This window comes from Kitasatospora sp. NPDC056076, from assembly GCF_042266305.1.
Classification (GTDB): domain Bacteria; phylum Actinomycetota; class Actinomycetes; order Streptomycetales; family Streptomycetaceae; genus Kitasatospora.
In genome coordinates this window covers 17,502-37,420 of sequence record NZ_JBHJWG010000027.1, presented here as the reverse complement: position 1 = coordinate 37,420, position 19,919 = coordinate 17,502, and the positions used below count along the sequence as shown (strand labels likewise).

The following is a 19,919-nucleotide window of genomic DNA, read 5'->3' as shown; positions in this document are numbered from 1 at the left end:
GGATCAGACGCGCTCGACGATGGTGGCGACGCCCATGCCGCCGCCCACGCACAGGGTGATCAGGCCGTAGCGCAGGTCGCGCCGCTCCAGCTCGTCGACGACGGTGCCGAGCAGCATCGCGCCGGTCGCGCCGAGCGGGTGGCCGAGCGCGATCGCGCCGCCGTTGACGTTCACCTGGTCGGGCCGGAAGCCGAGTTCGCCGATGAAGCGCAGGGCGACCGCCGCGAAGGCCTCGTTGATCTCGACCAGGTCGATGTCGGCGGCGGTGAGCCCGGCCTTGGCGAGGGCCTTGCGGGTGGCCGGGGCGGGGCCGGTCAGCATGATGGTCGGCTCGGAGCCGGACACGGCCGCGGAGACGATCCGGGCGCGCGGGCGCAGCCCGTACCGCTCGCCGACCTCGCGGTTGCCGATCGCGACCAGGGCGGCGCCGTCCACGATGCCGGAGGAGTTGCCCGCGTGGTGGACGTGGTCGATGGCCTCCACCCAGTGGTACTTCTGCAGGGCGACGGCGTCGAAGCCGCCGGCCTCGCCGATCGCGGCGAAGGAGGGCTTGAGGCCGGCCAGGGTCTCGACGGTGGTGCCGGGGCGGATGAACTCGTCGCGCTCCAGCACGACCAGGCCGTTGCGGTCGCGCACCGGGACCACCGAGCGGTCGAACAGGCCGTCCGCCTGCGCCTTGGCGGCGCGCGCCTGGGACTCGGCGGCGAAGGCGTCCACGTCGGTGCGGGAGAAGCCCCCGATGGTGGCGATGAGGTCGGCGCCGATGCCCTGCGGGGCGAAGTTGGTCTCGTACGAGGTCATCGGGTCGGCGAACCAAGCGCCGCCGTCCGAGGCCATCTTGACCCGGGACATCGACTCCACGCCGCCGGCCAGGATCAGGTCCTCCCAGCCCGAACGGACCTTGGCGGCGGCCAGGTTGACGGCTTCCAGGCCCGAGGCGCAGAAGCGGTTCTCCTGGACGCCGGCCACCGTGTCGGGCAGGCCGGCCGCGATGGCGGCGATCCGGGCGATGTCGGAGCCCTGGTCGCCGATCGGGCTGACCACGCCGAGCACGATGTCGTCGATCGCCGCCGGGTCCAACTCGGGGTAGCGGCGACGGATCTCGTGGATCAGGCCGACGACCAGGTCGATCGGCTTGGTGCCGTGCAGCGAGCCGGTGGCCTTGCCGCGGCCGCGCGGGGTGCGGATCGCGTCGTAGACGTACGCTTCGGTGGTCACGATGGGGATGCCTTTCGGGGCGGGGCCGGGCGGAGCGGAACGAAGTGGGCCGGAGCGGAGCGGGGTTGACTGAACGGGGCGGGACGGAGCTGAGCGGGCTCGGCGGAGGGGTCAGCCGAGGATGGAGCGGCCGACGATCTCCTTCATGATCTCGGTGGTGCCGCCGTAGATCGTCTGGATGCGGCCGTCGGTGAACGCCCGGGCGACCGGGAACTCGCTCATGTACCCGTAACCGCCGTGGAGTTGGAGGCAGCGGTCGGCCGTGCGCTTCTGCAGTTCGGTGGCCCACCACTTGGCCATCGAGGCGTCCGCCGGGGTGAGCGCGTAGCGGTTGTGCTCGGTGATGCAGCGGTCGACGAAGGTCCGGGTGATCGCGCACTCGGTGGCCAGTTCGGCGATCTCGAAGCGCACGTGCTGGAGCTTGGACAGCGGCCGCCCGAAGGCCTCGCGCTGCTTGACGTAGTCGGTGGTGATCTCGACCAGGTACTCGGCACCGGCGATCGCCGCGGCGGCGATGGTGAGCCGCTCCTGGGCGAGATTCTGCATCAGGTGGACGAAGCCGCCGTTGAGCTCGCCGAGCAGGTTCTCCTTCGGCACCCGGACGTCCTCGAAGAACAACTCCGCGGTGTCCTGGGCCTTCTGGCCGATCTTGTCGAGGTTGCGGCCGCGCTCGAACCCTGGCGTCCCGCGCTCGACCACCAGCAGGCTCAGCCCGTGCGCACCGCCCTCCGGCGTGGTCCGGGCGACCACGACGACCAGGTCGGCCAGGATGCCGTTGGAGATGAAGGTCTTGGCGCCGTTCAGCACGAAGTGGTCGCCCCGGTCCACCGCCTGGGTGCGGATGCCCTGGAGGTCGGAACCGGTGCCGGGCTCGGTCATCGCGATCGCGGTGATCAGCTCACCGCTGCAGAAGCCGGGCAGCCAGCGCCGCTTCTGCTCCTCGGTGGCGAGCGAGGTGAAGTACGGGCCGATGATGTCGTTGTGCAACCCGATCGCCAGCCCCGACGCACCGGCCCGGGCGAACTCCTCGGCCACCACGGCAGCGTAGCGGAAGTCGGGCGAACCGCCGCCACCGAACTCCTCGGGCACCGCGATGCCCAGCAGGCCCTGCCGGCCCGCCGCCAGCCAGACCGAGCGGTCGACGATGCCCGCCTTCTCCCAGCGGTCGTAGTGCGGCAGCACCTCCTTGGCGAGGAAGGCCTTCACGGTGGCCCGGAAGTCCTCGTGCTGCTCGGTGAAGATCTCGCGCTGCAACGCTACTCCCCTTGTTCGGTCGCGGAGTTGAGAGGTTCGGTGGTGGCGGCCGGCGGGTGGAGCGCCGACAGGCCCCAGTCCCGGGCCACCTCCGCGGTGTCCGCACCCGGGCGGGCCGGCGGGCGGCGCAGCGCCCCGGGGGTGGCGGAGAACCGCGGGGCGGGGGCGGGCTGGGTGACGCCATCCGCCTCGACGTACGTACCGCGCGCCAACAGGTGCTCCTCGGCGGCTGCCTGACGCATCGTCAGCACCGGCTCCACGCAGGCGTCGGAGCCCGCGAAGACGGCCTCCCACTCGGCCCTGGTCCGGGTGGCGAAGCGGGCGGCGATCAGGGCCCGCAGTTCGGGCCAGCGGGCGAGGTCGTACTGGCCGGGCGCGTCCGGGCCCAGCTCCAGCAGGCGGGCGAACGCCGCGTAGAACCGGGGCTCCAGGGCGCCCACCGCGAGGTGCCCGCCGTCGGCGGCCCGGTAGAGCGCGTAGAACGGGGCGCCGCCGTCCAGCAGGTTGACGCCCCGGCGGTCCTGCCAGTGGCCGGCCGCGAGCAGGCCCCAGAGCATGCTGCCCAGGTGCGCCGCGCCGTCCACGATCGCGGCGTCCACCACCTGCCCGGCGCCGGTGACTCGGGCATGGTGCAGCCCGGCGAGCAGGCCGACCACCAGGTAGAGCGAGCCGCCCGCGTAGTCGCCGAGCAGGTTCGCCGGGATCCCGGGCGGCGCCTCGGCCCCGCCCTCCGCGGCGACCAGCCCGAGCACCCCGGCCACCGCCGCGTACCCGAGGTCGTGCCCGGCGGTGGCGGCCCGCGGACCGTGCTGGCCCCACCCGGTCATCCGCCCGTACACCAGGGCCGGATTGCGCGCCAGGCACACCTCGGGGCCCACCCCGAGCCGCTCCGCCACCCCCGGCCGGTAGCCCTCGATCAGCAGGTCGGCCCGCTCGACCAGGTCCAGCACCAGGCCGGGCCCCTCCGGCGACTTGAGGTCCACCAGCACCGACCGCTTGTTCCGGTTGGTCAGGTCGTACGCCGGGTCCGTCCCGAGCGGCGAGGGCTCCGGGCGGTCCACCCGCACCACGTCCGCCCCGAGGTCACCCAGCAGCATGGCCGCGAACGGCCCCGGCCCGATCCCGGCGAGTTCGACCACCCGCACCCCTGCCAACGGGCCGGAGCCGGCGGCCGTACTGGTTGTGTCACGCACTGGCTGCAGACCCTCCGGGGTTTGACAGTAAAGCTGTAACACTCGCGATGATAGGGAAGCGACCGGCCGGTAACAAGCCCTCGGCCCCGCGGCCGCGTCGCCGGACACCCGCCAACTCCCCCCTGACGAAACCTTGATGGAGCCGGTCACAGCCGGTGCAACCGGCGGCACGGAGGGTGCGTCGGTGTACTGACGGAGCCGACCTGTACGGTCGTCATGCCGAAGGGGGTGTGCGAACCCCCGCCGACCAGGGGAGGAACACGCAGACATGGGCAGCCCGTACTTCACCACCGGGCCGGTCGCCCCGGCCACGGACCCGATGCCGAGCACGACGGCCAAGAAGTCGCCGTACGCGAACCCGGCGGCCCCGGGCGACGGCGGCAACACCGTGCCCCCTTTCCCGCTCATCCCCCCGGGCAAGCCGACCACCCAACTGGACACCCCGTACGAGCTCACCGCCTCGGCCGGACTGGCCCGCCAGATCGCCACCGACCTCGACGGCGCCAACAGCAAGGCCGGGCCCGGCGCGCACAGCCTCACCGAGTACGCGAGCACCGCCTCGACCAAGATCCGCGGCTTCTCCTTCGGCGGCGCCCTCACCGGCAGCACCGAACGGTGGCTGCAGCAGTGCAAGACCTTGCACGACAAGGTCACCGGTGCCGCCAACAGCCTCGACCGGACCCGCGAGTACTACCACGGCAACGAGATCACCACCGTCGCCGACCTCCGCGCGGCCCGCTAGAAAGACAGGGGGAACAGAGAGATGGTGTCCTTCAAGGAACTTCACGAGGCCGAGTTCTCCGCGGTCTCCGACGCCGCCGAGGCGTGGGCCGGGGTCGCCAAGGCCCTCACCGCCTTGGACGGCCGGGTCACCAAGGACCTCACCAGCACCCCGCAGCGGGCCGGCTGGAAGGGCGCGGCCGCCGACGAGGCGACCAAGGTGATGCAGGGCATCGACGGCGACTTCAAGCAGGCCTCGGCCGTCGCCACCGCCCTCGCCGCGATCATGAAGACCGCCGCCGAGGACTTCGCCGCCGCCCGCCGCGACCTCGACACGGCACTCCACGACGCCCAGACGCAGGACCTGACGGTGTCGGCGGACGGCACCGTCAGTTGGACGCTGCCGAAGGAGGCGAGGAACGATCCGGACAGCAGGCTGCTGGCCCAGGACCTGGACGCCAAGGCCAAGGCCATCTCGGCCCGCCTGACCAAGGCCGTCCAGAAGGCCACCGCCGCCGACCAGCGCGCCTCGGTCGACCTCCAGGCCGACATCGGCACCAGCACCACCGCCTTCAACCCCACCCCCGGCGGCAGCGGCCCGGTCGCCGATGCCAAGCGCGCGACCGACCTGATGTCCAAGGGCGGCAGCCTCTCCGACGACCAGCTCAAGCAGTTGCAGGCCCTGCTGGCCGCCAACGCGGAGAACAGGGACTTCTCCACCACCCTGCTCAACGGCCTCAACTACGGCGGCAAGACCGGCCCGGAAGCCCTCCTGGGGTACAGCAAGGCCTACGGCGACCTCGCCCACGGCAACCACAACGCCAAGGGCTACCAGGACGTCTACGGCAACCTGTCGGTGGTCCTCGCCACCGCCACCCGCGACGGCGGCATGGGCAAGGGGTGGGAGGACGGGCTGCTGGCGGCCGCCCGCCGCCCGGGCGGCAACGCGGCGGGGTGGAACGACAACTACCCGGCGTTGACCGCCCTGATGAACGCGAAGGGCGACTTCGACAAGGGCTTCCTGACCAAGGTCGGCACGGACCTCGTCGACTACGAGCGCGGGAGCAAGCTCAAGGGCGAGCAGCTGTGGGGCCCGGACTGGAACAACGTCGTCGGCCACCAGGGCGACCCGATGCGGAACCTCATGCAGGTCATGAGTCGCGGCCCCGAGGCCTCGAAGGCGTTCTTCGACCCAGCCGCCAACGGGAACCTCGACTACCTGCTGAACGAACGCCAGTGGCCCAACCAGGGCAACGAGCACAACCAGTTGGACGCACTCGCGAGAGACACCTCACGCGGGGCGTTCGGCGATGCCCTGGAGGCCGCCACCACCGGTCGCGATCCGCACGGCAACCAGCCGCCCGTCCGCCCTCATGACGCGGCGATGGCGCGGATCATGTCCGACACGATCAATCACTTCGGGGGCGATTCCGCCGGCCACACGACCGAACTCCCGGCCGCGCTGCGCCGACCGTTCGGCAACATGATCGCCGACTACTCGGCCGACACCTACGAAATCATCGGCAAGGAACTCGCCGGGCACTCCGAGACCAGCGGATTGACCATCGACCGGGACAAGCTCATCCGGACCATCCGGGGTGTGGCCGAGGACCCGGAGGCATTCAAGGCCATCCACTACGCCGAGAGCCAGGAGATCGCCCGACGACTCGACACCTACCCGGCCGACGCGTTCAAGCCGGACGGTACCGGTCGCCCCAAGCCCGGCGTAGACGGCTTCGTCCACGAAGCCGGGCAGGTTCTGGGTGCGCTGAGTGGCACCCAGTCGGATGTCATGACCCACCACCATGACGACGTGGTGTTCCAGAACAACTGGCAGGCGAAGATGAACTACCACCTCATCGGAACCCCACTGACTCCCATTCCGGTCGTGGGTGACCTGGCCCAGCGAGTGGTCGACGTCGGTACCTCGGAGTGGGCGAACGGGCTCAACAGCAAGGCGGACCAGGACACCCAGGCGGACCTGTCCAAGATGTTCAGCTCCGGTGAGAACCAGCTCAAGAAGATGATCACCCTGAGGGCCGAACAGGCCGGCCTGACCGATGCGGAGATCGCCACGACCGGTGGTGTGCCGCAGGTGCTCCTTCGCGGTGTGTCCGACAGCTACGGGACAGGCGTCAACCACACCTACCGCAATGCACTGGGCGGACGCTGAGACGTGAGCGACATGAAGCAGGGGACAGATCGGGCAGCCGAAGGGGAGCCTGGTGACGGGCCGCGCCCGGGTGGGCGCCTGGCCGTCGCACTGACGGCACGCGGGCTCACCACCCGGAAGCTACGGGTCCGGGCCGCGGCCATGGTTCTGGCACTCTCCCTCGTCCCGGTCGGAGCGGCGGGATTCGTGCTGTACCGGCTGACGAACCTCGGCGGGCCGGACAGCGTGTGTGACGGCGCGGCCACGGCGGACCAGGTACACGATGTCCTGGGATCCGGGCGGATCACTGAGAGCAAGGACGGGAGCGGCTCGGCCGCCTCGTCCCCGTACAACTGTTCCGCCTCGGTCAGCACAGGCCTGTTCACGAGGACCGAGAAAACCGTGTGGTTCCACCTCGAACGCAACACCAAGGACGGGCCGGGCGAGTTGGCCGCTTCGGATGCCCGACTGTTCTCCGGCGACCCGGCCGGCTCGGTCACCTCGGAGAAGGCATGGGCCCTGCTCCCCGAAGGCTGCGAGAAGGGTCTGCGTGCCGAGGTGCGCACCACCGGGCAGGGCAGTGACGAGGCCAGGGCCCGGCTGGCCGTGGGGTTCGCCGACGCTGCCGCCAAGGCGAGCCGATGCTCGGCGGGAACACTGCCGACGCCGAAGGACCTGTCGGCGAGGGGAGCCGAGACGGAACCGGACTGGGCCAACCTCTGCGGCCTGCCCGGGTTCGCACCCGCGAAGAACCCCGACGCCCGGTGGCACATGTCACAGCAGGCCACCACCAGGTCCGGCCCGATCTGGTCCTGCAGGATCGGCGGTGACCCGGAGCACGGCAGCCGGACACAGGTCTTCGCCATCACCACCGATCCACGGACCACCGCGCTGACCCGGCAGGACGGCCATGAGCCGTCCTCGTTCGGGCGGGCCCGGTGGGTCGCCGATGGGACCCTCGTCGCCGACTGCCAGGGCAAGGACGTGTTCTTCACCGTCAACGGCGGGTACATCGACACCCCCGGAAAGCCCTTCCTCTTCCCCGACCAGAACGACCTGGTGCGGCAGTTCCTCGTCGCCGGGGGCAAGGCGATCGGGTGTGAGCCGATCCTGTAGGAAATGGACGGGCGAGTGTCGGCGTAATGGTCTATCGTGCCATCGGACCATTACGCACCGCAGGGGGAGCCTCCATGACCACCACTGATCTGCCCACCGATGCCCGCACGGTCGTCGCCGTGTCCGAGCGGCTGGTGTTGAGCCGGCCGCAGGAGGGGGACGCGGAGGCGATGTTCGCGATCCACGGGGATCCGGAGACCAACCGGTACAACCCGGACGGGCCGCAGCGGGATCTCGGGGCGGCGCGGGAGCAGTTGGCCGGGTTCATCGCGGACTGGCCGCGGGACGGGGTGGGGTACTGCATGGTGGCGACCCGGGAGGAGCCGGGGGTGGTGATCGGGGTCGCCGGGCTGTTCCTCCACTCGCTGGACGGGGAGCCGGTGTTCAACCTGTACTACCGGTTCCGGCCGTCGGCGTGGGGCAAGGGGTACGCGGCGGAGGCGTGCCGGGCGGCGATAGCGGAGGCGCTGCCGCGGTTCCCCGGGATTCCGGTGACGGCGCTGATCAGGGCGGACAACCTGCCGTCGCGCCGGCTGGCCGAGCGGCTCGGGCTGGTGCCGGACCCGGACGGGCGGGTCGACCAGGAGGACCGGCTGATCCACCGGATGGCGTAGGGAGGGCCCGGAGATCCCCCGCCGGGGGAGGGGGATCGCACCCCGGGCCGAGGCCGCGGCCCGGGGTGGGGCGGCAGCGTAGGGGGCATGAGGCGCAAGGAAGACGTGGTGCGGGGGGCGGCGGCCGGGATCGCGATGGCCGCCACGGTGCCCTATCTGACGCTGAAACTGCTGTGGCTGTCCGGCTCCCCCGTGGGCGCGCGCGACGCGAAGGCGTTGGACGGGCTGTGGACGCTCAACCTCCTCACCTTCGGCATGGAGGTGGTCGCGCTGCTGCTCGCGCTCGCCTTCGTCCGGCCGTGGGGGTGGCGGGCCCCGGCCGCGCTGGTGGCGTTCCCGATGTGGGTGGCGACCGGCCTGCTGGGGACGATCCTGGTGGTCGTCCCGCTGGACCTGCTCGGCTCGCTGGTGTTCGGGGCGGAGCACCGGACGGCGGCGCAGCAGGCCGACGACGGCCTGGCGGGATGGGTGTACGCCGTGGTCTACGGGGGCTTCGGGGTGCAGGGCGCCGCCCTGTTCACCGCGTTCGCGCTGTACGCCCGCCGACGCTGGACGAGCCTGCTCCACGACCGGATCGGCGACCTGCCCGACTCCCCCACCCGCAACGTGCAGCGGGCCTTCGCCGCGGTGGCCGCGCTGGTCGCGCTGGGGGTCGCGACGGCCCGGGCGTACTGGGCGGCGGGCGGGACGGTGGGACTGCCGCTGCGGATGGCCGAGGAGTACGACCGGTCGATGGCGACGATGGACGCGGCCACCGCCGTGACCGCCGTCGCCGCGGCCCTGGCCCTGCTGGTGCTGGTCTTCCGGATCGGACCGCGACGGCGGCTGCGGGTGCCGCTGTTGGTGGCCTGGACCGGCGCGGGCTCGCTGTTCGGCTGGGGCGGCTTCCTGCTGGTGGCGTTCGGGACCTCGACGACGGTGCCGGACCTGCCGCGGGCCGTACCGGGGTTCCTGGCCCTGGTGGAGGCCGGGCAGTTCACGGCCGGGGCCCTGATACTGGCCGCGGGCGCGGTGGCCCTGACCGAACGGGGGGCCGCGCCCGGCCGGGGAGCCGGACCCGACGGCACTGACGGCACTGACGACCGCAGCAGGACTGACGGCCCCCGCGGCACTGACGGCCCCGGCGGCGCTGACGTAAAGTCGCCCGGGTGAGTACGGGGGGCCGCCGGATCCGGCGGGCGGGCGAGGTGTTGTTCGGACGGCGGGCCCGACTGCGCTGGGTGCACCTGGTGCTGGGCGGCGCGCTGCTGATGCCCTACTACCTGCTGTCGACGGTGGGACTCGGGGCGCTCAACCCGAACCAGGGCCACGCCCGCCAACTGCTGTTGCAGATGCTGTCGTTGTTCACCTCGCTGCCGATGGCCGCGGTGACCGCGCTGGTGCCGACCGTCCGGGGGCTGGAGGGCGCGGCCGCCCGGGCGCTGTGCGCGGTGGCCCGGCCGGAGGAACTGGCCACCGGGCCGTCCCGGTCCTGGGCCGCCCGGTGGCGGACCGCCGCGTTCTTCGTGCTGCACCTGTTCACCGGCGGGGTGGTCGCCGGGATGACGCTGGCCGGGGCGCCCTTCGCGGTGGTGCTGATGTTCGGCCTCATCGGGTCCGAGGACCTCTCCGGCTACTGGACGGACCGCTTCCCCGGCTGGATGCTCACCGGCCCCGCACTGGGCCTGGCCGTTCTGCTGCTGATCGTCGTCAGCAACGCCGGCTGCGGTGCGCTGCTGGCCCGTTGGGCGCCCAGGCTGCTCGGCCCCACCCCGGAGGAGCGGCTGGCTGCCGCCGAACGGCGTGCCACCGTGCTCGCCCAGCGCAACCGGCTGGCCCGGGAACTGCACGACTCGGTCGGGCACGCGCTCAGCGCGGTCGGCATCCAGGCCTCGGCGGCTGCCCGGGTGCTGCGCACCGACCCGGACTTCGCCGCGGAGGCGCTGCGCGCGATCGAGGAGACCGCGCGCGGGGCCGTCGCCGAACTGGACACCGTGCTGGGGCTGTTGCGCGAGGAGGAGGACGGCGGCACCGGACCGGCCGGGCCCACGCTGGCCGGGCTGGACGACCTGCTGCGCCAACTCGCCCGCACCGGCGTGACGGTGGACGCCGAGCTGGCGCCCGGCCTGGGCGCACTGCCCGCCGGGGTCTCCCGCGAGGCGTACCGGATCGTCCAGGAGGGGCTGACCAATGTGCTCCGGCACGCCGGGCCCGCCCCGGCGGGGCTGCGGGTCGCGCTGGACGCGGGCCGACTGGAGATCGAACTGACCAACCCGCTGGGCGCGGCCCGCCCGAGCCGCCCCGGCGGCGGGCGCGGGCTGCGCGGGATCGGGGAACGGGCGGCGGCCCTGCGCGGCGGGAGCGCCGTCGGGCCGAGCGAGGACGGGACAACGTGGCGGCTGGCCGTGTGGCTGCCGCTGGGAGGGACTGGGGGATGAACGACGGCAACGGTGCGGGGGGCGGCACGGGGGACGGCGCGCGGGGCGGCACGGAAGGCGGGCCCATCCGCGTGGTGATCGCGGACGACGAGCGCCTGGTCCGGATGGGCCTGCGGGTGGTGATCGACGCCGAACCGGACCTCTCCGTGGTCGGCGAGGCCGCCGACGGCGCCGAGGTCGTACCGCTGGCGCGCGAACTGCGCCCGGACGTGGTGCTGATGGACGTTCGGATGCCCGGCATCGACGGGATCCGGGCCACCGAGCAGCTGGTCCGCGGGATGGCCGAGCCGCCGCGGATCCTGGTGGTCACCACCTTCGAGCACGACGACCACGTGTACGACGCGCTGCGCGCGGGCGCGGCCGGCTTCCTGTTGAAGCGGGCCCGGGCCGAGGAGATGGTGCAGGCGGTGCGACTGGTCGCGCGCGGTGACTCGCTGCTGTTCCCGGCGGCGGTGCGCGAACTCGCGCTGCGGCACGGCGCGGACGGCCGCCGGGAGGCCGCCGCGGACCGGGGGCCGATCGGGCGGCTGACCGAACGGGAGGGCCAGGTGCTGCGGTTGATGGCCACCGGACTCAACAATGCGGAGATCGCGCGGCAGTTGGTGGTGAGCCAGGAGACGGTGAAGACCCACGTCGGCAGCGTGCTGGCCAAGCTGGGCGCCCGGGACCGCACCCAGGCCGTGATCGCGGCCTACGAGTCGGGCTTCGTCCTGCCGGGGTGACCGAAGGGGGTCCGCGACGGTTCCGCAGCGGTTCCGCGACGGTACGGCGGCGGCTCGGCGGCGGAAGTTCGTACACAAGTTCCCTCGATGGGTACCACCGAGTAGAGTGCGATCTTCCCCTCCGAACGTCCGATACCTCCCGTATCGCCTGGAACGAACTGGTGGCCGCATGACCGTCCGGACCCGTCCCGCGCTGTGGTGGCGCATGGGCATCGTGCTCTCGGCGGGCCTCGGCCTGACCCTCGGGGACGCGTCGCTGGTGTACTTCACCGTGCAGAGCAACGTCATCGTGCTCGGCTACTTCATCGGCGCGGTGTACTGGATGCTCCAGCGCGACACCGTGGACGCACCCGCGCCCCGGCTGCGCGGGGCCGCCACGCTGTACATCCTGATCACCGGACTGGTCTCGCACGTCCTGCTCCAGCACGGCGCCAGCCCGCTGCCCGGACTGGTCGACGGGCCGGACCGGCTGGCGCACTGGTCCTCCTTCTTCCTGCACTACGTCACGCCGGTGATGGTGCTGGTCGACTGGGTGGCGTTGAAGCCGCGCAATGCGTCGGCCTGGAAGAACCTCCCGCTCTGGCTGGCCTTCCCGCTCGGCTACGCGGCGATCGTGCTCGCCCGCAACGCGCTGTTCTCCGACTTCCCGAGGCCCTACCCGTACTTCTTCTTCGACCCGACGACCAAGGGCTACGGCTACGTCTGGGGCCAGATAGCCCAGCTGACGGTCGAGTTCATCGTGCTCGGCGCCGCCGTCGTCGGGCTGGACCGGCTGGGCACCCTGGTCGCGGGCAGGTGGAAGCGGGAAGAGGCGCAGGAGTAGGAGAGGCGGACGCGGCCGGCCTCGGATCCGCCACGACGGATTTCCACCCGCCGTCAAAAGGGTTTGCCGTCCATCCCTCCCGAGGTGGTTCGACCGGGCGTGCGAGTGGGCCCGGAGGAGGGGACGGGAGCGGCGCGTCGGATGACGACCGGGCGGTGCGGGCGACCGTAGCGTCGTGGGCACGGTGGCGGAGGGGTTCCGCGGGGGAGGCCGGACACTCGGCGGAGGCCGGACATGCAGCAGAGTCGGCGGGGGTCGAACATCGAGCAGGGTCGGCGGAGGCCGGACATCGAACAGGGACGGCGGGGGCCGGGGGCGAGGTCCCGGAAGGCCGGCAGGGCGGCGGCCACCACCACGGCGCTGGCGACGGCACTGGTGCTCGCCACGGCGGTCGGGCCGGCGGCGGGGACGGCGGCCGCCGCCGAGGGGCGGCCGGGGAGTCCGACCGGAGTCTGGCGGATGGACGGCTACGGCACGGTGGTCGCCGTCGACGGGGACAAGCTGACCACCTACGACGTGACCGCGCACAGCTGCGTGCCCGGCTGGATCACCGCGACGCAGGCCGGCCCGCCGGGACCGGACGGCACCGTCCGCTACGTCGTGGGCAGCAACGCGGTGACCCTCACCCCGAAGGGCCGTGACCGGCTGGTCGACCGCGAGGAGGGCGGGGTCGGCACCAAGGACCTGTACCGGCTCCCCGCCCTGCCGGCCCTGTGCACCACCCCGGCACCGAACGACCCGCTCGCGGTCTTCGACCGGTTCTGGGAGGACTTCGAGGAGAACTACCCCTTCTTCGCGGCCAAGGGGATCGACTGGCACGCCGTCCGGGACGAGCAGCGGCGACGGATCACGCCCACGACGACCACCGACCAGTTGCAGGAGGTGTTCGTCGACATGCTGCGGCCGCTCGGCGACGCCCACACCGGGCTGGCCCGGATCGTCGACGGGCAGCCGACCGGGGTGTTCGGCGGACGGCGGCCCGGCTCGACGGTGCGCACCAAGGAGCTGACCACCCGGGCCGGGGAGGCCGTCGCCGCCCAGCTCACCGGGCCGGAGCAGCTCTTCGCCGGCGGGAAGCTCGGCGTGGGCCGGCTTCCCGACGACGTCGGCTACCTGCGGGTGGGCAGCTTCGACGGCTACACCGGCGGCGACTACCGCAGCCAGGTCGCCGAGCTGGACAGGGCGCTGGACGCCCTGCTCGCCGACCCGGACGGGCTCACCGGGCTGGTGCTCGACGTCCGGCTGAACGGCGGCGGCTCGGACGCGCTCGGGCTGCACATCGCCGCCCGGCTCACCGACCGCCCGTACCTCGCCTACCGGAAGGTGGCGCGGAACGACCCGGCCGACCCGACGAAGTTCACCCGGCCCGTGCCCGTCCCCGTGGAGCCCTCGGACGGCGAGCACTTCACCGGGCCGGTGGCCCTGCTCACCTCCTCAATCTCGGCCAGCGCGGCGGAGACCTTCACCCAGGCGCTGATGGGCCGCTCCCCGCACGTGACCCGGATCGGCGAGAACACCCAGGGCGTCTACTCGGACGTCCTGATCAAGCCGCTCTCGCCGGACTTCGCGGTCGTCCTGCCGAACGAGGAGTACCTCACCCGCAGCGGCAGCACCTTCGACGGCCCGGGCATCGCGCCGGACCTCCGGACCCCGGTGTACAGCCCCGAGGAGCTGGCCGCGCTCAAGGACTCCGCCCTCAGCACGGCCCGCCGGGTGCTCGCCGAGGACGCCCGGGGCGACCAGGGCCCCCTGCGGCAGCGGTAGCAGGAGCCGCTACATCGGATCCACCGCCCTCAGTTCGCCGTCCAGCTCCAGCCACCTGGTCAGGCCCAGGCCGCGCAGGAAGGGCAGGTCGTGGCTGACCACGATCAGCGCGCCCCGGTAGGCGGCCAGCGCCTGGGTGAGCTGGTGGACGCTGGCGAGGTCCAGGTTGTTGGTCGGCTCGTCGAGCAGCAGCAGCTGCGGCGGCGGGTCGGCCAGCAGCAGGGCGGCCAGCGTCGCCCGGAAGCGTTCGCCGCCGGACAGCGTGCCGACCGGCTGCTCGGCCCGGGCGCCCCGGAACAGGAAGCGGGCCAGCCGGGCGCGGATCGCGTTGTCCCCGGCGGCGGGGGCGAACCGCTTGACGTTCTCCACGACGGTGAGTGCGTCGTCCAGCAGGTCGAGCCGCTGCGGCAGGTGGCGCAGCCCCTCCGGGGTGGTGATCTGCCCCTCCAGCGGGGAGAGTTCGCCCGCGATGGTGCGCAGCAGCGTGGTCTTGCCGGAGCCGTTGCGCCCGACCAGGGCGATCCGTTCGGGGCCGCGCAGGTCGAGGTCGACGGTGGCGCCGAAGGGCAGCCGGACCTTCTGCAGGGTGAGCACGGTGCGCCCGGCCGGCACCTCGGTGCGCGGCAGGTCGATCCGGATCTCGGCGTCGTCGCGCACCGCCTCCTCGGCGGCGGTCAGCCGTGCCCTGGCCTCCTCCAGGCGTTCGGCGTGCATTCCGGTGAGCCGGCCGGCCGTCTCCTGGCCCTTGCGTTTGAGCATCCCGGCGAAGATGTGCGGGTCGTTGCGGGTGACCGCGCGCTTCTTGCCGTAGCTGGCGCTGCGGTCCAGCCTGGTGCGGGCCTCGGCCAAGTCCCGCTTCTGGCGCTGGACGTCGGCCTCGGCGTTGCGCAGCAGCCGCTCGGCCGTCTCCTGCTGGGCGGCGAGGGTGCGCTCGTAGTCGTCGTAGTTGCCGCCGTACCACGTCACCCCGCCGTCCCGGAGGTCGGCGATCTGGTCGACGTGCCGGAGCAGTTCGCGGTCGTGGCTGACGATCACCATGGCGCCCTGCCAGCCGGCCACCGTCTCGTAGAGCCGCTCGCGGGCGGCCCGGTCGAGGTTGTTGGTGGGCTCGTCCAGCAGCAGCACGTCGGGGCGGCTCAGCAGCAGGGCGGCCAGTCGCAGCAACACCGCCTCGCCGCCGGAGAGTTCGCCGGTGGTGCGGTCGAGGCCGAGGCGGCGCAGGCCGAGCTTGTCGAGGGTGGCGCGGGCGCGCTCCTCGACGTCCCAGTCGTCGCCGACGGCGTCGAAGTGCCGCTGGTCGGTGTCGCCCGACTCGATGGCGTGCAGGGCCTCGCGGGCGGCCCGGATGCCGAGCGCCTCGTCGACCCGCAGGCCGGTGTCGAGGGTGAGGCCCTGCGGCAGGTGGCCGAGTTCGCCCTCGACCCGGACGGTGCCGCCGGTGGGGGTGAGTTCGCCGGCGATCAGCCGCAGCAGGGTCGACTTGCCGGCCCCGTTGAGGCCGATGAGTCCGGTGCGGCCGGGGCCGACGGCGAGGTGGAAGCCGTCCAGGACGGACTTGCCGTCGGGCCACTCGAACGCGAGGTCGGTGCAGAGGACGGCGGTGGTGGGTTGTGCCATGCAAGGCCTCCCGGGTGGTTGCTGAAGGGGTGACGAGCAACACGGGGAGACACCGCGGGTGCGGAACCGGGACGGCCGGAGGACAGGACGGCGCGATGACGCGCCACGGGCCGTGACTGAGGTCGCACACTCGCACACCACGCGGCAAGGGCCACAGCTACAGCTATGACTACGGCTGCGACTGCGACTGCGGCGACAACTGCGGCCGTCAGAACGACAGCGGCAGCGGGGCCTGCGTGGCGGGGGCGGTGTCCCGGGACCTCAGTAGAGCAACGGCCTTCTCCTTGTCTGGCGGATGACGCGAACCACGCTAGGCACGTCGGCGAACGGTCGCAACCGGTTTTCCGGGCCGCCCGCGCGCCGGGCCGAACGCGGCCCCGTGCCGATCCGGTGCCGATCCGGTGACGGCCTCGTACCGGCCGGGGGCGCCTGTAAGGAGTTCCTTATCCTCATGGCAGACTCCTCACCTGCCATACCTGCGGCCCCGGTCGGCCGCACCCGAGGACCGGGCCGTATGGCGGTAGTCAACAGGGGGATTTGAACTCATGTCACCGATATCCAGGCCGAGCCGTGCCGTCCTCGGCGCCACCGTCGCCGCGCTCACCATGGTGGTCGCCAGCGGCTGCGGCCCGGACAACAGCGACCCGGCCGGCGCCCAGACCTCCGCGCCGTCGGTCGCGGCCACTGCCTCCGGGAAGCCGGGCGCGGCTCCGATCAAGCTGCCGACGGTCGAAGAGCTGAAGACCTGGAAGCTCGACGACTGGGACAAGTGGGCCCAGGCCAACGTGATCACCCCGGCGGCCAAGGGCTACTGGACCCTGCAGAAGCTGCTGAACGCCAAGCCGAAGCCGCTGCCGCAGGCGCCGGCCCAGCCCACCGGGCAGCCGACCGCCCAGCCGACGAGCGCGGCCCCGGCCCAGCCCACCGCCGCCCAGCCGCCGACCGGCCCGGACCAGCTGCCCCCGGTCGTCGCCGCCAAGCCCGTGGCGCACCCCTTCCCGAAGAACATGCACGTCAACGGCAAGATCTTCTTCAAGGACGGCAACGAGGACTACGTCTGCTCCGGCACCGTCGTCTCCGACCCGGCCAACCCGGGCAAGAGCAACCTGGTGTGGACCGCGAGCCACTGCCTGCACGGCGGCAAGGGCAACAAGTACTACACCGACATCACCTTCGCCCCCGCCTTCAACAGCAGCGGCGTGCTGAGCAACGGCAACAAGCAGAAGTCCAAGCTGGACGACGCCGAGCCGTACGGCGAGTGGGGCGCGACCGCCGGCATGGTCTCCCCGCAGTGGACCCAGGAGGCCGACCCGGAGAAGGGCGGCCCGTGGAGCCAGTACGACTTCGGCATCATCAAGGTCACCAACCCCGACCCGAGCGGCAAGTCGCTGGAGGAGACCGTCGGCGGCTCCGTGCCGCTGTGGTTCAACGCCCCGCGCGACCAGCTCGCCTCCGTCGCCAACTACGGCTTCCCGGAGGGCAAGCCCTTCGACGGCGTCGAGCTGGAGCACTGCGACGGCGGCAAGCCGGCCGCGAAGCCCGGTGACCCGGGCCGCCCGGCGATGCTGATGATCGGCTGCAACATGACCGGCGGCAGCAGCGGCGGCGGCTGGTACACCACCAAGGACGGCAAGCCGGCCCTGGTCAGCGACACCTCCGTCGGCAACGGCGCCAACACCTACGAGGCGGGCCCCTACCTGGAGGACGTCGCGGCGCACATGTTCGACTACTTCTCCAAGAAGGCCAAGTGATCGGCGGCTGAGACCCGCCCCGGTCCCGTGCGGGGCCGCGACTGCCGGAGCGCAGCCGCGGCCCCGCCGCCTTTTCCGGCTCGGGGCCCGGTCCTCCTACAATCGGCTCCATCATGAGCGCGACACTCGTAGTCAAGGACCTCGCCGCCGGCCACGGCGAACGCACCCTCTTCACCGGCCTGGACCTGGTCGTCGCCCCCGGCGACGTGATCGGCCTGGTCGGCGTGAACGGCGCCGGCAAGTCGACCCTGCTGCGGCTGCTGGCCGGGCTGGACACCCCCGAGGGCGGGTCGCTGCGGCTCAGCCCGGCGAGCGCCAACGTCGGCCACCTGCCGCAGGAGCCGGAGCGGCGCGAGGGCGAGTCGGTGCGCGGCTTCCTGGCCCGGCGCACCGGCGTGGCGGCTGCCCAGGCCGAGCTGGACGAGGCCACCGAGGGCCTGGTCGAGGGCCGCCCCGGCGCCGACGACGCCTACGCGGCGAGCCTGGACCGCTGGCTGGACCTCGGCGGCGCCGACCTGGACGAGCGGGCCGAGGAGGTGGCCGACTCGCTCGGCCTCAAGGTCTCCCTCGACCTGCCGATGACGGCGCTCTCCGGCGGCCAGGCCGCCCGCGCGGGCCTGGCCTCGCTGCTGCTCTCCCGCTACGACGTGTTCCTGCTGGACGAGCCCACCAACGACCTCGACCTGGACGGCCTGGAGCGGCTGGAGGCCTTCGTCAAGGGCCTGCGCGCCGGCACCGTGCTGATCAGCCACGACCGCGAGTTCCTGGCCCGCACCGTGACCAAGGTGCTGGAGTTGGACCTGCACCAGCAGCAGGTCAACCTGTACGGCGGCGGCTACGAGGCGTACCTGGAGGAGCGGGCGGTGGCCCGCCGGCACGCCCGCGAGGAGTACGAGGACTACGCCGACACCAAGTCCTCGCTGGAGGCCCGGGCGCAGATGCAGCGCAACTGGATGGAGCACGGGGTCCGCAACGCCCGCCGCAAGGGCGGCGACAACGACAAGAACGCCAAGGCGAAGCGCACCGAGTCCACCGAGAAGCAGGCCTCCAAGGCCCGGCAGACCCAGCGGATGATCGAGCGGCTGGACGTGGTCGAGGAGCCGCGCAAGGAGTGGGAGCTGCGGATGGAGATCGCCACCGCGCCGCGCTCCGGCTCGGTGGTGGCCACCCTGCGGGCGGCCGTCGCCCAGCGCGGCGACTTCGCCTTCGGCCCGGTGGACCTGCAGATCGACTGGGCCGACCGGGTCGCGATCACCGGGGCCAACGGCGCGGGCAAGTCCACCCTGCTGGCGGCCCTGCTCGGCCGGCTCGCACTCGACTCCGGCAGTGCCGTGCTGGGCTCCGGCGTGGTGGTCGGCGAGGTCGACCAGGCGCGCGGGCTCTTCCTCGGGGGCGAGCCGCTGGCGGACGCCTTCGCGGCCGCCGTACCGGAGCTCACCGAGGAGGAGGTGCGCACCCTGCTGGCCAAGTTCGGCCTCAAGGCGGTGCACGTGCTGCGCCCGGCGGGCACCCTCTCCCCCGGCGAGCGCACCCGGGCCGCGCTGGCGCTGCTGCAGGCCCGCGGGGTCAACCTGCTGGTGCTGGACGAGCCCACCAACCACCTGGACCTGCCCGCGATCGAGCAGCTGGAGTCCGCGCTCGGCTCGTACACCGGCACCCTGCTGCTGGTCACCCACGACCGGCGGATGCTGGACACGGTGGCGGTGAACCGGCGGATCGAGGTCCGGGGCGGCCGGGTGCACGAGCTCTAGGCTCCTTCGAGACACGGACGGCCGCTCCGGGAATTGGTCTCTACCTCTTCCCGGAGCGGCCGTCATGTGCTGTGCTGTCGGCCATGGTTGACAGTGCAGTGGCAGGGACGCCCCACCCGACCGTCCCGCTCACCCCGATGACGGTGCCGGCCCACCAGGCCGAGGCCCGCAGCAAGGCATTCCACGACGTGATGGCGCAGCGCCGGACCGTCCGCGACTACTCCACCGAACCGATCCCGGACGGGGTGGTCGAGTGGGCCGTCCGCACCGCGAGCACCGCGCCCAGCGGCGCCCACGTCCAGCCCTGGCGGTTCGTGGTGATCACCGACCCGGAGCGCAAGCGGCTGCTGCGCGAGGCGGCCGAGGCGGAGGAGCGCGAGTTCTACGGCCACCGGGCGTCCGAGGAGTGGCTGGCCGCGCTGGCGCCGATCGGCACCGACTGGCACAAGCCGTTCCTGGAGGACGCGCCGGCCGTGATCGTGGTCTTCGAGGTGCACAAGGGCCCCGACTCGCCGCGCCCGTACTACACCAAGGAGTCGGTGGGGATCGCGGTCGGACTGCTGCTGGCCTCCCTGCACCAGGCCGGGCTGGCCACGCTGACCCACACGCCGAGCCCGATGCGGTTCCTCAACGAGGTGTGCGGGCGCCCGGCGGAGGAGCGGGCCGCGTACGTGATCCCGGTCGGCTACCCCGCCGAGGGGGCGCGGGTGCCGGACCTGCGGCGCAAGGAGCTGGACGAGGTGATGGTCCGGCTCTGACGCGCCGGAGGCCGCCTCCTCCCGCCCCTCTCCCGCTCCCGCCCGCCCC

16 protein-coding genes are annotated in these 19,919 nt (G+C 72.6%); 12 read left to right on the top strand and 4 right to left on the bottom strand.

The annotated features are described in order from the left end of the window. Positions 1–3: 3 nt before the first annotated feature. From ACFC1T_RS22400 to ACFC1T_RS22390, 3 genes are all read right to left on the bottom strand, one after another. A complete protein-coding gene (locus tag ACFC1T_RS22400) occupies positions 4–1,218 on the bottom strand; it encodes an acetyl-CoA C-acetyltransferase (protein ID WP_375891177.1) in 1,215 nt (404 codons plus the stop codon). A gap of 111 nt (positions 1,219–1,329) precedes the next feature. Then, the gene (locus ACFC1T_RS22395; RefSeq protein ID WP_375891176.1) at positions 1,330–2,472 is read right to left on the bottom strand and encodes an acyl-CoA dehydrogenase family protein; all 1,143 of its coding nucleotides are present in this window, start codon (positions 2,470–2,472) and stop codon (positions 1,330–1,332) included. A 2-nt stretch (positions 2,473–2,474) separates the two neighbouring features. Next, positions 2,475–3,617, bottom strand: coding sequence for a CaiB/BaiF CoA transferase family protein (locus ACFC1T_RS22390; protein ID WP_375891320.1), 1,143 nt, complete (start codon positions 3,615–3,617; stop codon positions 2,475–2,477). A 316-nt stretch (positions 3,618–3,933) separates the two neighbouring features. On the opposite strand from ACFC1T_RS22390, the gene ACFC1T_RS22385 reads away from it, so the two are divergent. The 9 genes from ACFC1T_RS22385 (at position 3,934) to ACFC1T_RS22345 (ending at position 13,993) form a co-directional block, all read left to right on the top strand. Beyond that, positions 3,934–4,407: a hypothetical protein gene (locus ACFC1T_RS22385; protein ID WP_375891174.1), complete on the top strand. Its 474-nt coding sequence runs from the start codon at positions 3,934–3,936 to the stop codon at positions 4,405–4,407. A 21-nt stretch (positions 4,408–4,428) separates the two neighbouring features. Then, complete coding sequence (locus ACFC1T_RS22380; protein WP_375891172.1) at positions 4,429–6,558, top strand: hypothetical protein; 2,130 nt, start codon at positions 4,429–4,431, stop codon at positions 6,556–6,558. A 381-nt stretch (positions 6,559–6,939) separates the two neighbouring features. Further along, positions 6,940–7,653, top strand: a complete 714-nt coding sequence (locus ACFC1T_RS22375) for a hypothetical protein (protein ID WP_375891170.1) — start codon at positions 6,940–6,942, stop codon at positions 7,651–7,653. Positions 7,654–7,727: 74 nt separating this feature from the next. Continuing rightward, positions 7,728–8,267: a GNAT family N-acetyltransferase gene (locus ACFC1T_RS22370; RefSeq protein ID WP_375891168.1), complete on the top strand. Its 540-nt coding sequence runs from the start codon at positions 7,728–7,730 to the stop codon at positions 8,265–8,267. Between the two features lie 87 nt (positions 8,268–8,354). Further along, positions 8,355–9,419 carry a hypothetical protein gene (locus tag ACFC1T_RS22365; RefSeq protein ID WP_375891166.1) on the top strand — a complete coding sequence of 355 codons (1,065 nt, stop codon included), beginning with the start codon at positions 8,355–8,357 and terminating at the stop codon, positions 9,417–9,419. Next, positions 9,416–10,684, top strand: a complete 1,269-nt coding sequence (locus ACFC1T_RS22360) for a sensor histidine kinase (RefSeq protein WP_375891164.1) — start codon at positions 9,416–9,418, stop codon at positions 10,682–10,684. The genes ACFC1T_RS22365 and ACFC1T_RS22360 overlap by 4 nt, the downstream gene beginning before the upstream one ends. 104 nt (positions 10,685–10,788) lie before the next feature. Further along, complete coding sequence (locus ACFC1T_RS22355) at positions 10,789–11,406, top strand: response regulator (protein WP_375891318.1); 618 nt, start codon at positions 10,789–10,791, stop codon at positions 11,404–11,406. A gap of 169 nt (positions 11,407–11,575) precedes the next feature. Then, the gene (locus ACFC1T_RS22350) at positions 11,576–12,229 is read left to right on the top strand and encodes a Pr6Pr family membrane protein (RefSeq protein WP_375891162.1); all 654 of its coding nucleotides are present in this window, start codon (positions 11,576–11,578) and stop codon (positions 12,227–12,229) included. A 234-nt stretch (positions 12,230–12,463) separates the two neighbouring features. After that, on the top strand, positions 12,464–13,993 hold the full coding sequence (locus tag ACFC1T_RS22345) for a S41 family peptidase (RefSeq protein ID WP_375891160.1): 1,530 nt from the start codon (positions 12,464–12,466) through the stop codon (positions 13,991–13,993). Between the two features lie 9 nt (positions 13,994–14,002). Here ACFC1T_RS22345 and ACFC1T_RS22340 read toward each other — a convergent pair whose 3' ends face one another. Beyond that, entirely contained in the window at positions 14,003–15,610 is a 1,608-nt protein-coding gene (locus ACFC1T_RS22340; RefSeq protein ID WP_375891158.1) for an ABC-F family ATP-binding cassette domain-containing protein, read from the bottom strand. 545 nt (positions 15,611–16,155) lie between these two features. Between ACFC1T_RS22340 and ACFC1T_RS22335 the strand changes: the two genes are divergently transcribed. The 3 genes from ACFC1T_RS22335 to ACFC1T_RS22325 all read left to right on the top strand — a co-directional run bounded on the left by ACFC1T_RS22335 (position 16,156) and on the right by ACFC1T_RS22325 (position 19,870). Then, entirely contained in the window at positions 16,156–17,361 is a 1,206-nt protein-coding gene (locus tag ACFC1T_RS22335; RefSeq protein WP_375891156.1) for a trypsin-like serine peptidase, read from the top strand. Between the two features lie 113 nt (positions 17,362–17,474). Continuing rightward, on the top strand, positions 17,475–19,112 hold the full coding sequence (locus ACFC1T_RS22330; protein ID WP_375891155.1) for an ABC-F family ATP-binding cassette domain-containing protein: 1,638 nt from the start codon (positions 17,475–17,477) through the stop codon (positions 19,110–19,112). An 83-nt stretch (positions 19,113–19,195) separates the two neighbouring features. Further along, positions 19,196–19,870 carry a nitroreductase family protein gene (locus ACFC1T_RS22325; RefSeq protein WP_375891153.1) on the top strand — a complete coding sequence of 225 codons (675 nt, stop codon included), beginning with the start codon at positions 19,196–19,198 and terminating at the stop codon, positions 19,868–19,870. Positions 19,871–19,919: the final 49 nt, after the last annotated feature.

What these genes read in the sequence shown, in the direction of transcription:
- ACFC1T_RS22385 (WP_375891174.1), top strand. Translation starts at nt 3,934, where the DNA reads ATGGGCAGCCCGTACTTCACCACCGGGCCGGTCGCCCCGGCCACGGAC.
- ACFC1T_RS22380 (WP_375891172.1), top strand. Translation starts at nt 4,429, where the DNA reads ATGGTGTCCTTCAAGGAACTTCACGAGGCCGAGTTCTCCGCGGTCTCC.
- ACFC1T_RS22370 (WP_375891168.1), top strand. Translation starts at nt 7,728, where the DNA reads ATGACCACCACTGATCTGCCCACCGATGCCCGCACGGTCGTCGCCGTG.
- ACFC1T_RS22365 (WP_375891166.1), top strand. Translation starts at nt 8,355, where the DNA reads ATGAGGCGCAAGGAAGACGTGGTGCGGGGGGCGGCGGCCGGGATCGCG.
- ACFC1T_RS22355 (WP_375891318.1), top strand. Translation starts at nt 10,789, where the DNA reads ATGGGCCTGCGGGTGGTGATCGACGCCGAACCGGACCTCTCCGTGGTC.
- ACFC1T_RS22350 (WP_375891162.1), top strand. Translation starts at nt 11,576, where the DNA reads ATGACCGTCCGGACCCGTCCCGCGCTGTGGTGGCGCATGGGCATCGTG.
- ACFC1T_RS22345 (WP_375891160.1), top strand. Translation starts at nt 12,464, where the DNA reads ATGCAGCAGAGTCGGCGGGGGTCGAACATCGAGCAGGGTCGGCGGAGG.
- ACFC1T_RS22340 (WP_375891158.1), bottom strand. Translation starts at nt 15,610, where the DNA reads ATGGCACAACCCACCACCGCCGTCCTCTGCACCGACCTCGCGTTCGAG.
- ACFC1T_RS22335 (WP_375891156.1), top strand. Translation starts at nt 16,156, where the DNA reads ATGTCACCGATATCCAGGCCGAGCCGTGCCGTCCTCGGCGCCACCGTC.
- ACFC1T_RS22330 (WP_375891155.1), top strand. Translation starts at nt 17,475, where the DNA reads ATGAGCGCGACACTCGTAGTCAAGGACCTCGCCGCCGGCCACGGCGAA.
- ACFC1T_RS22325 (WP_375891153.1), top strand. Translation starts at nt 19,196, where the DNA reads ATGGTTGACAGTGCAGTGGCAGGGACGCCCCACCCGACCGTCCCGCTC.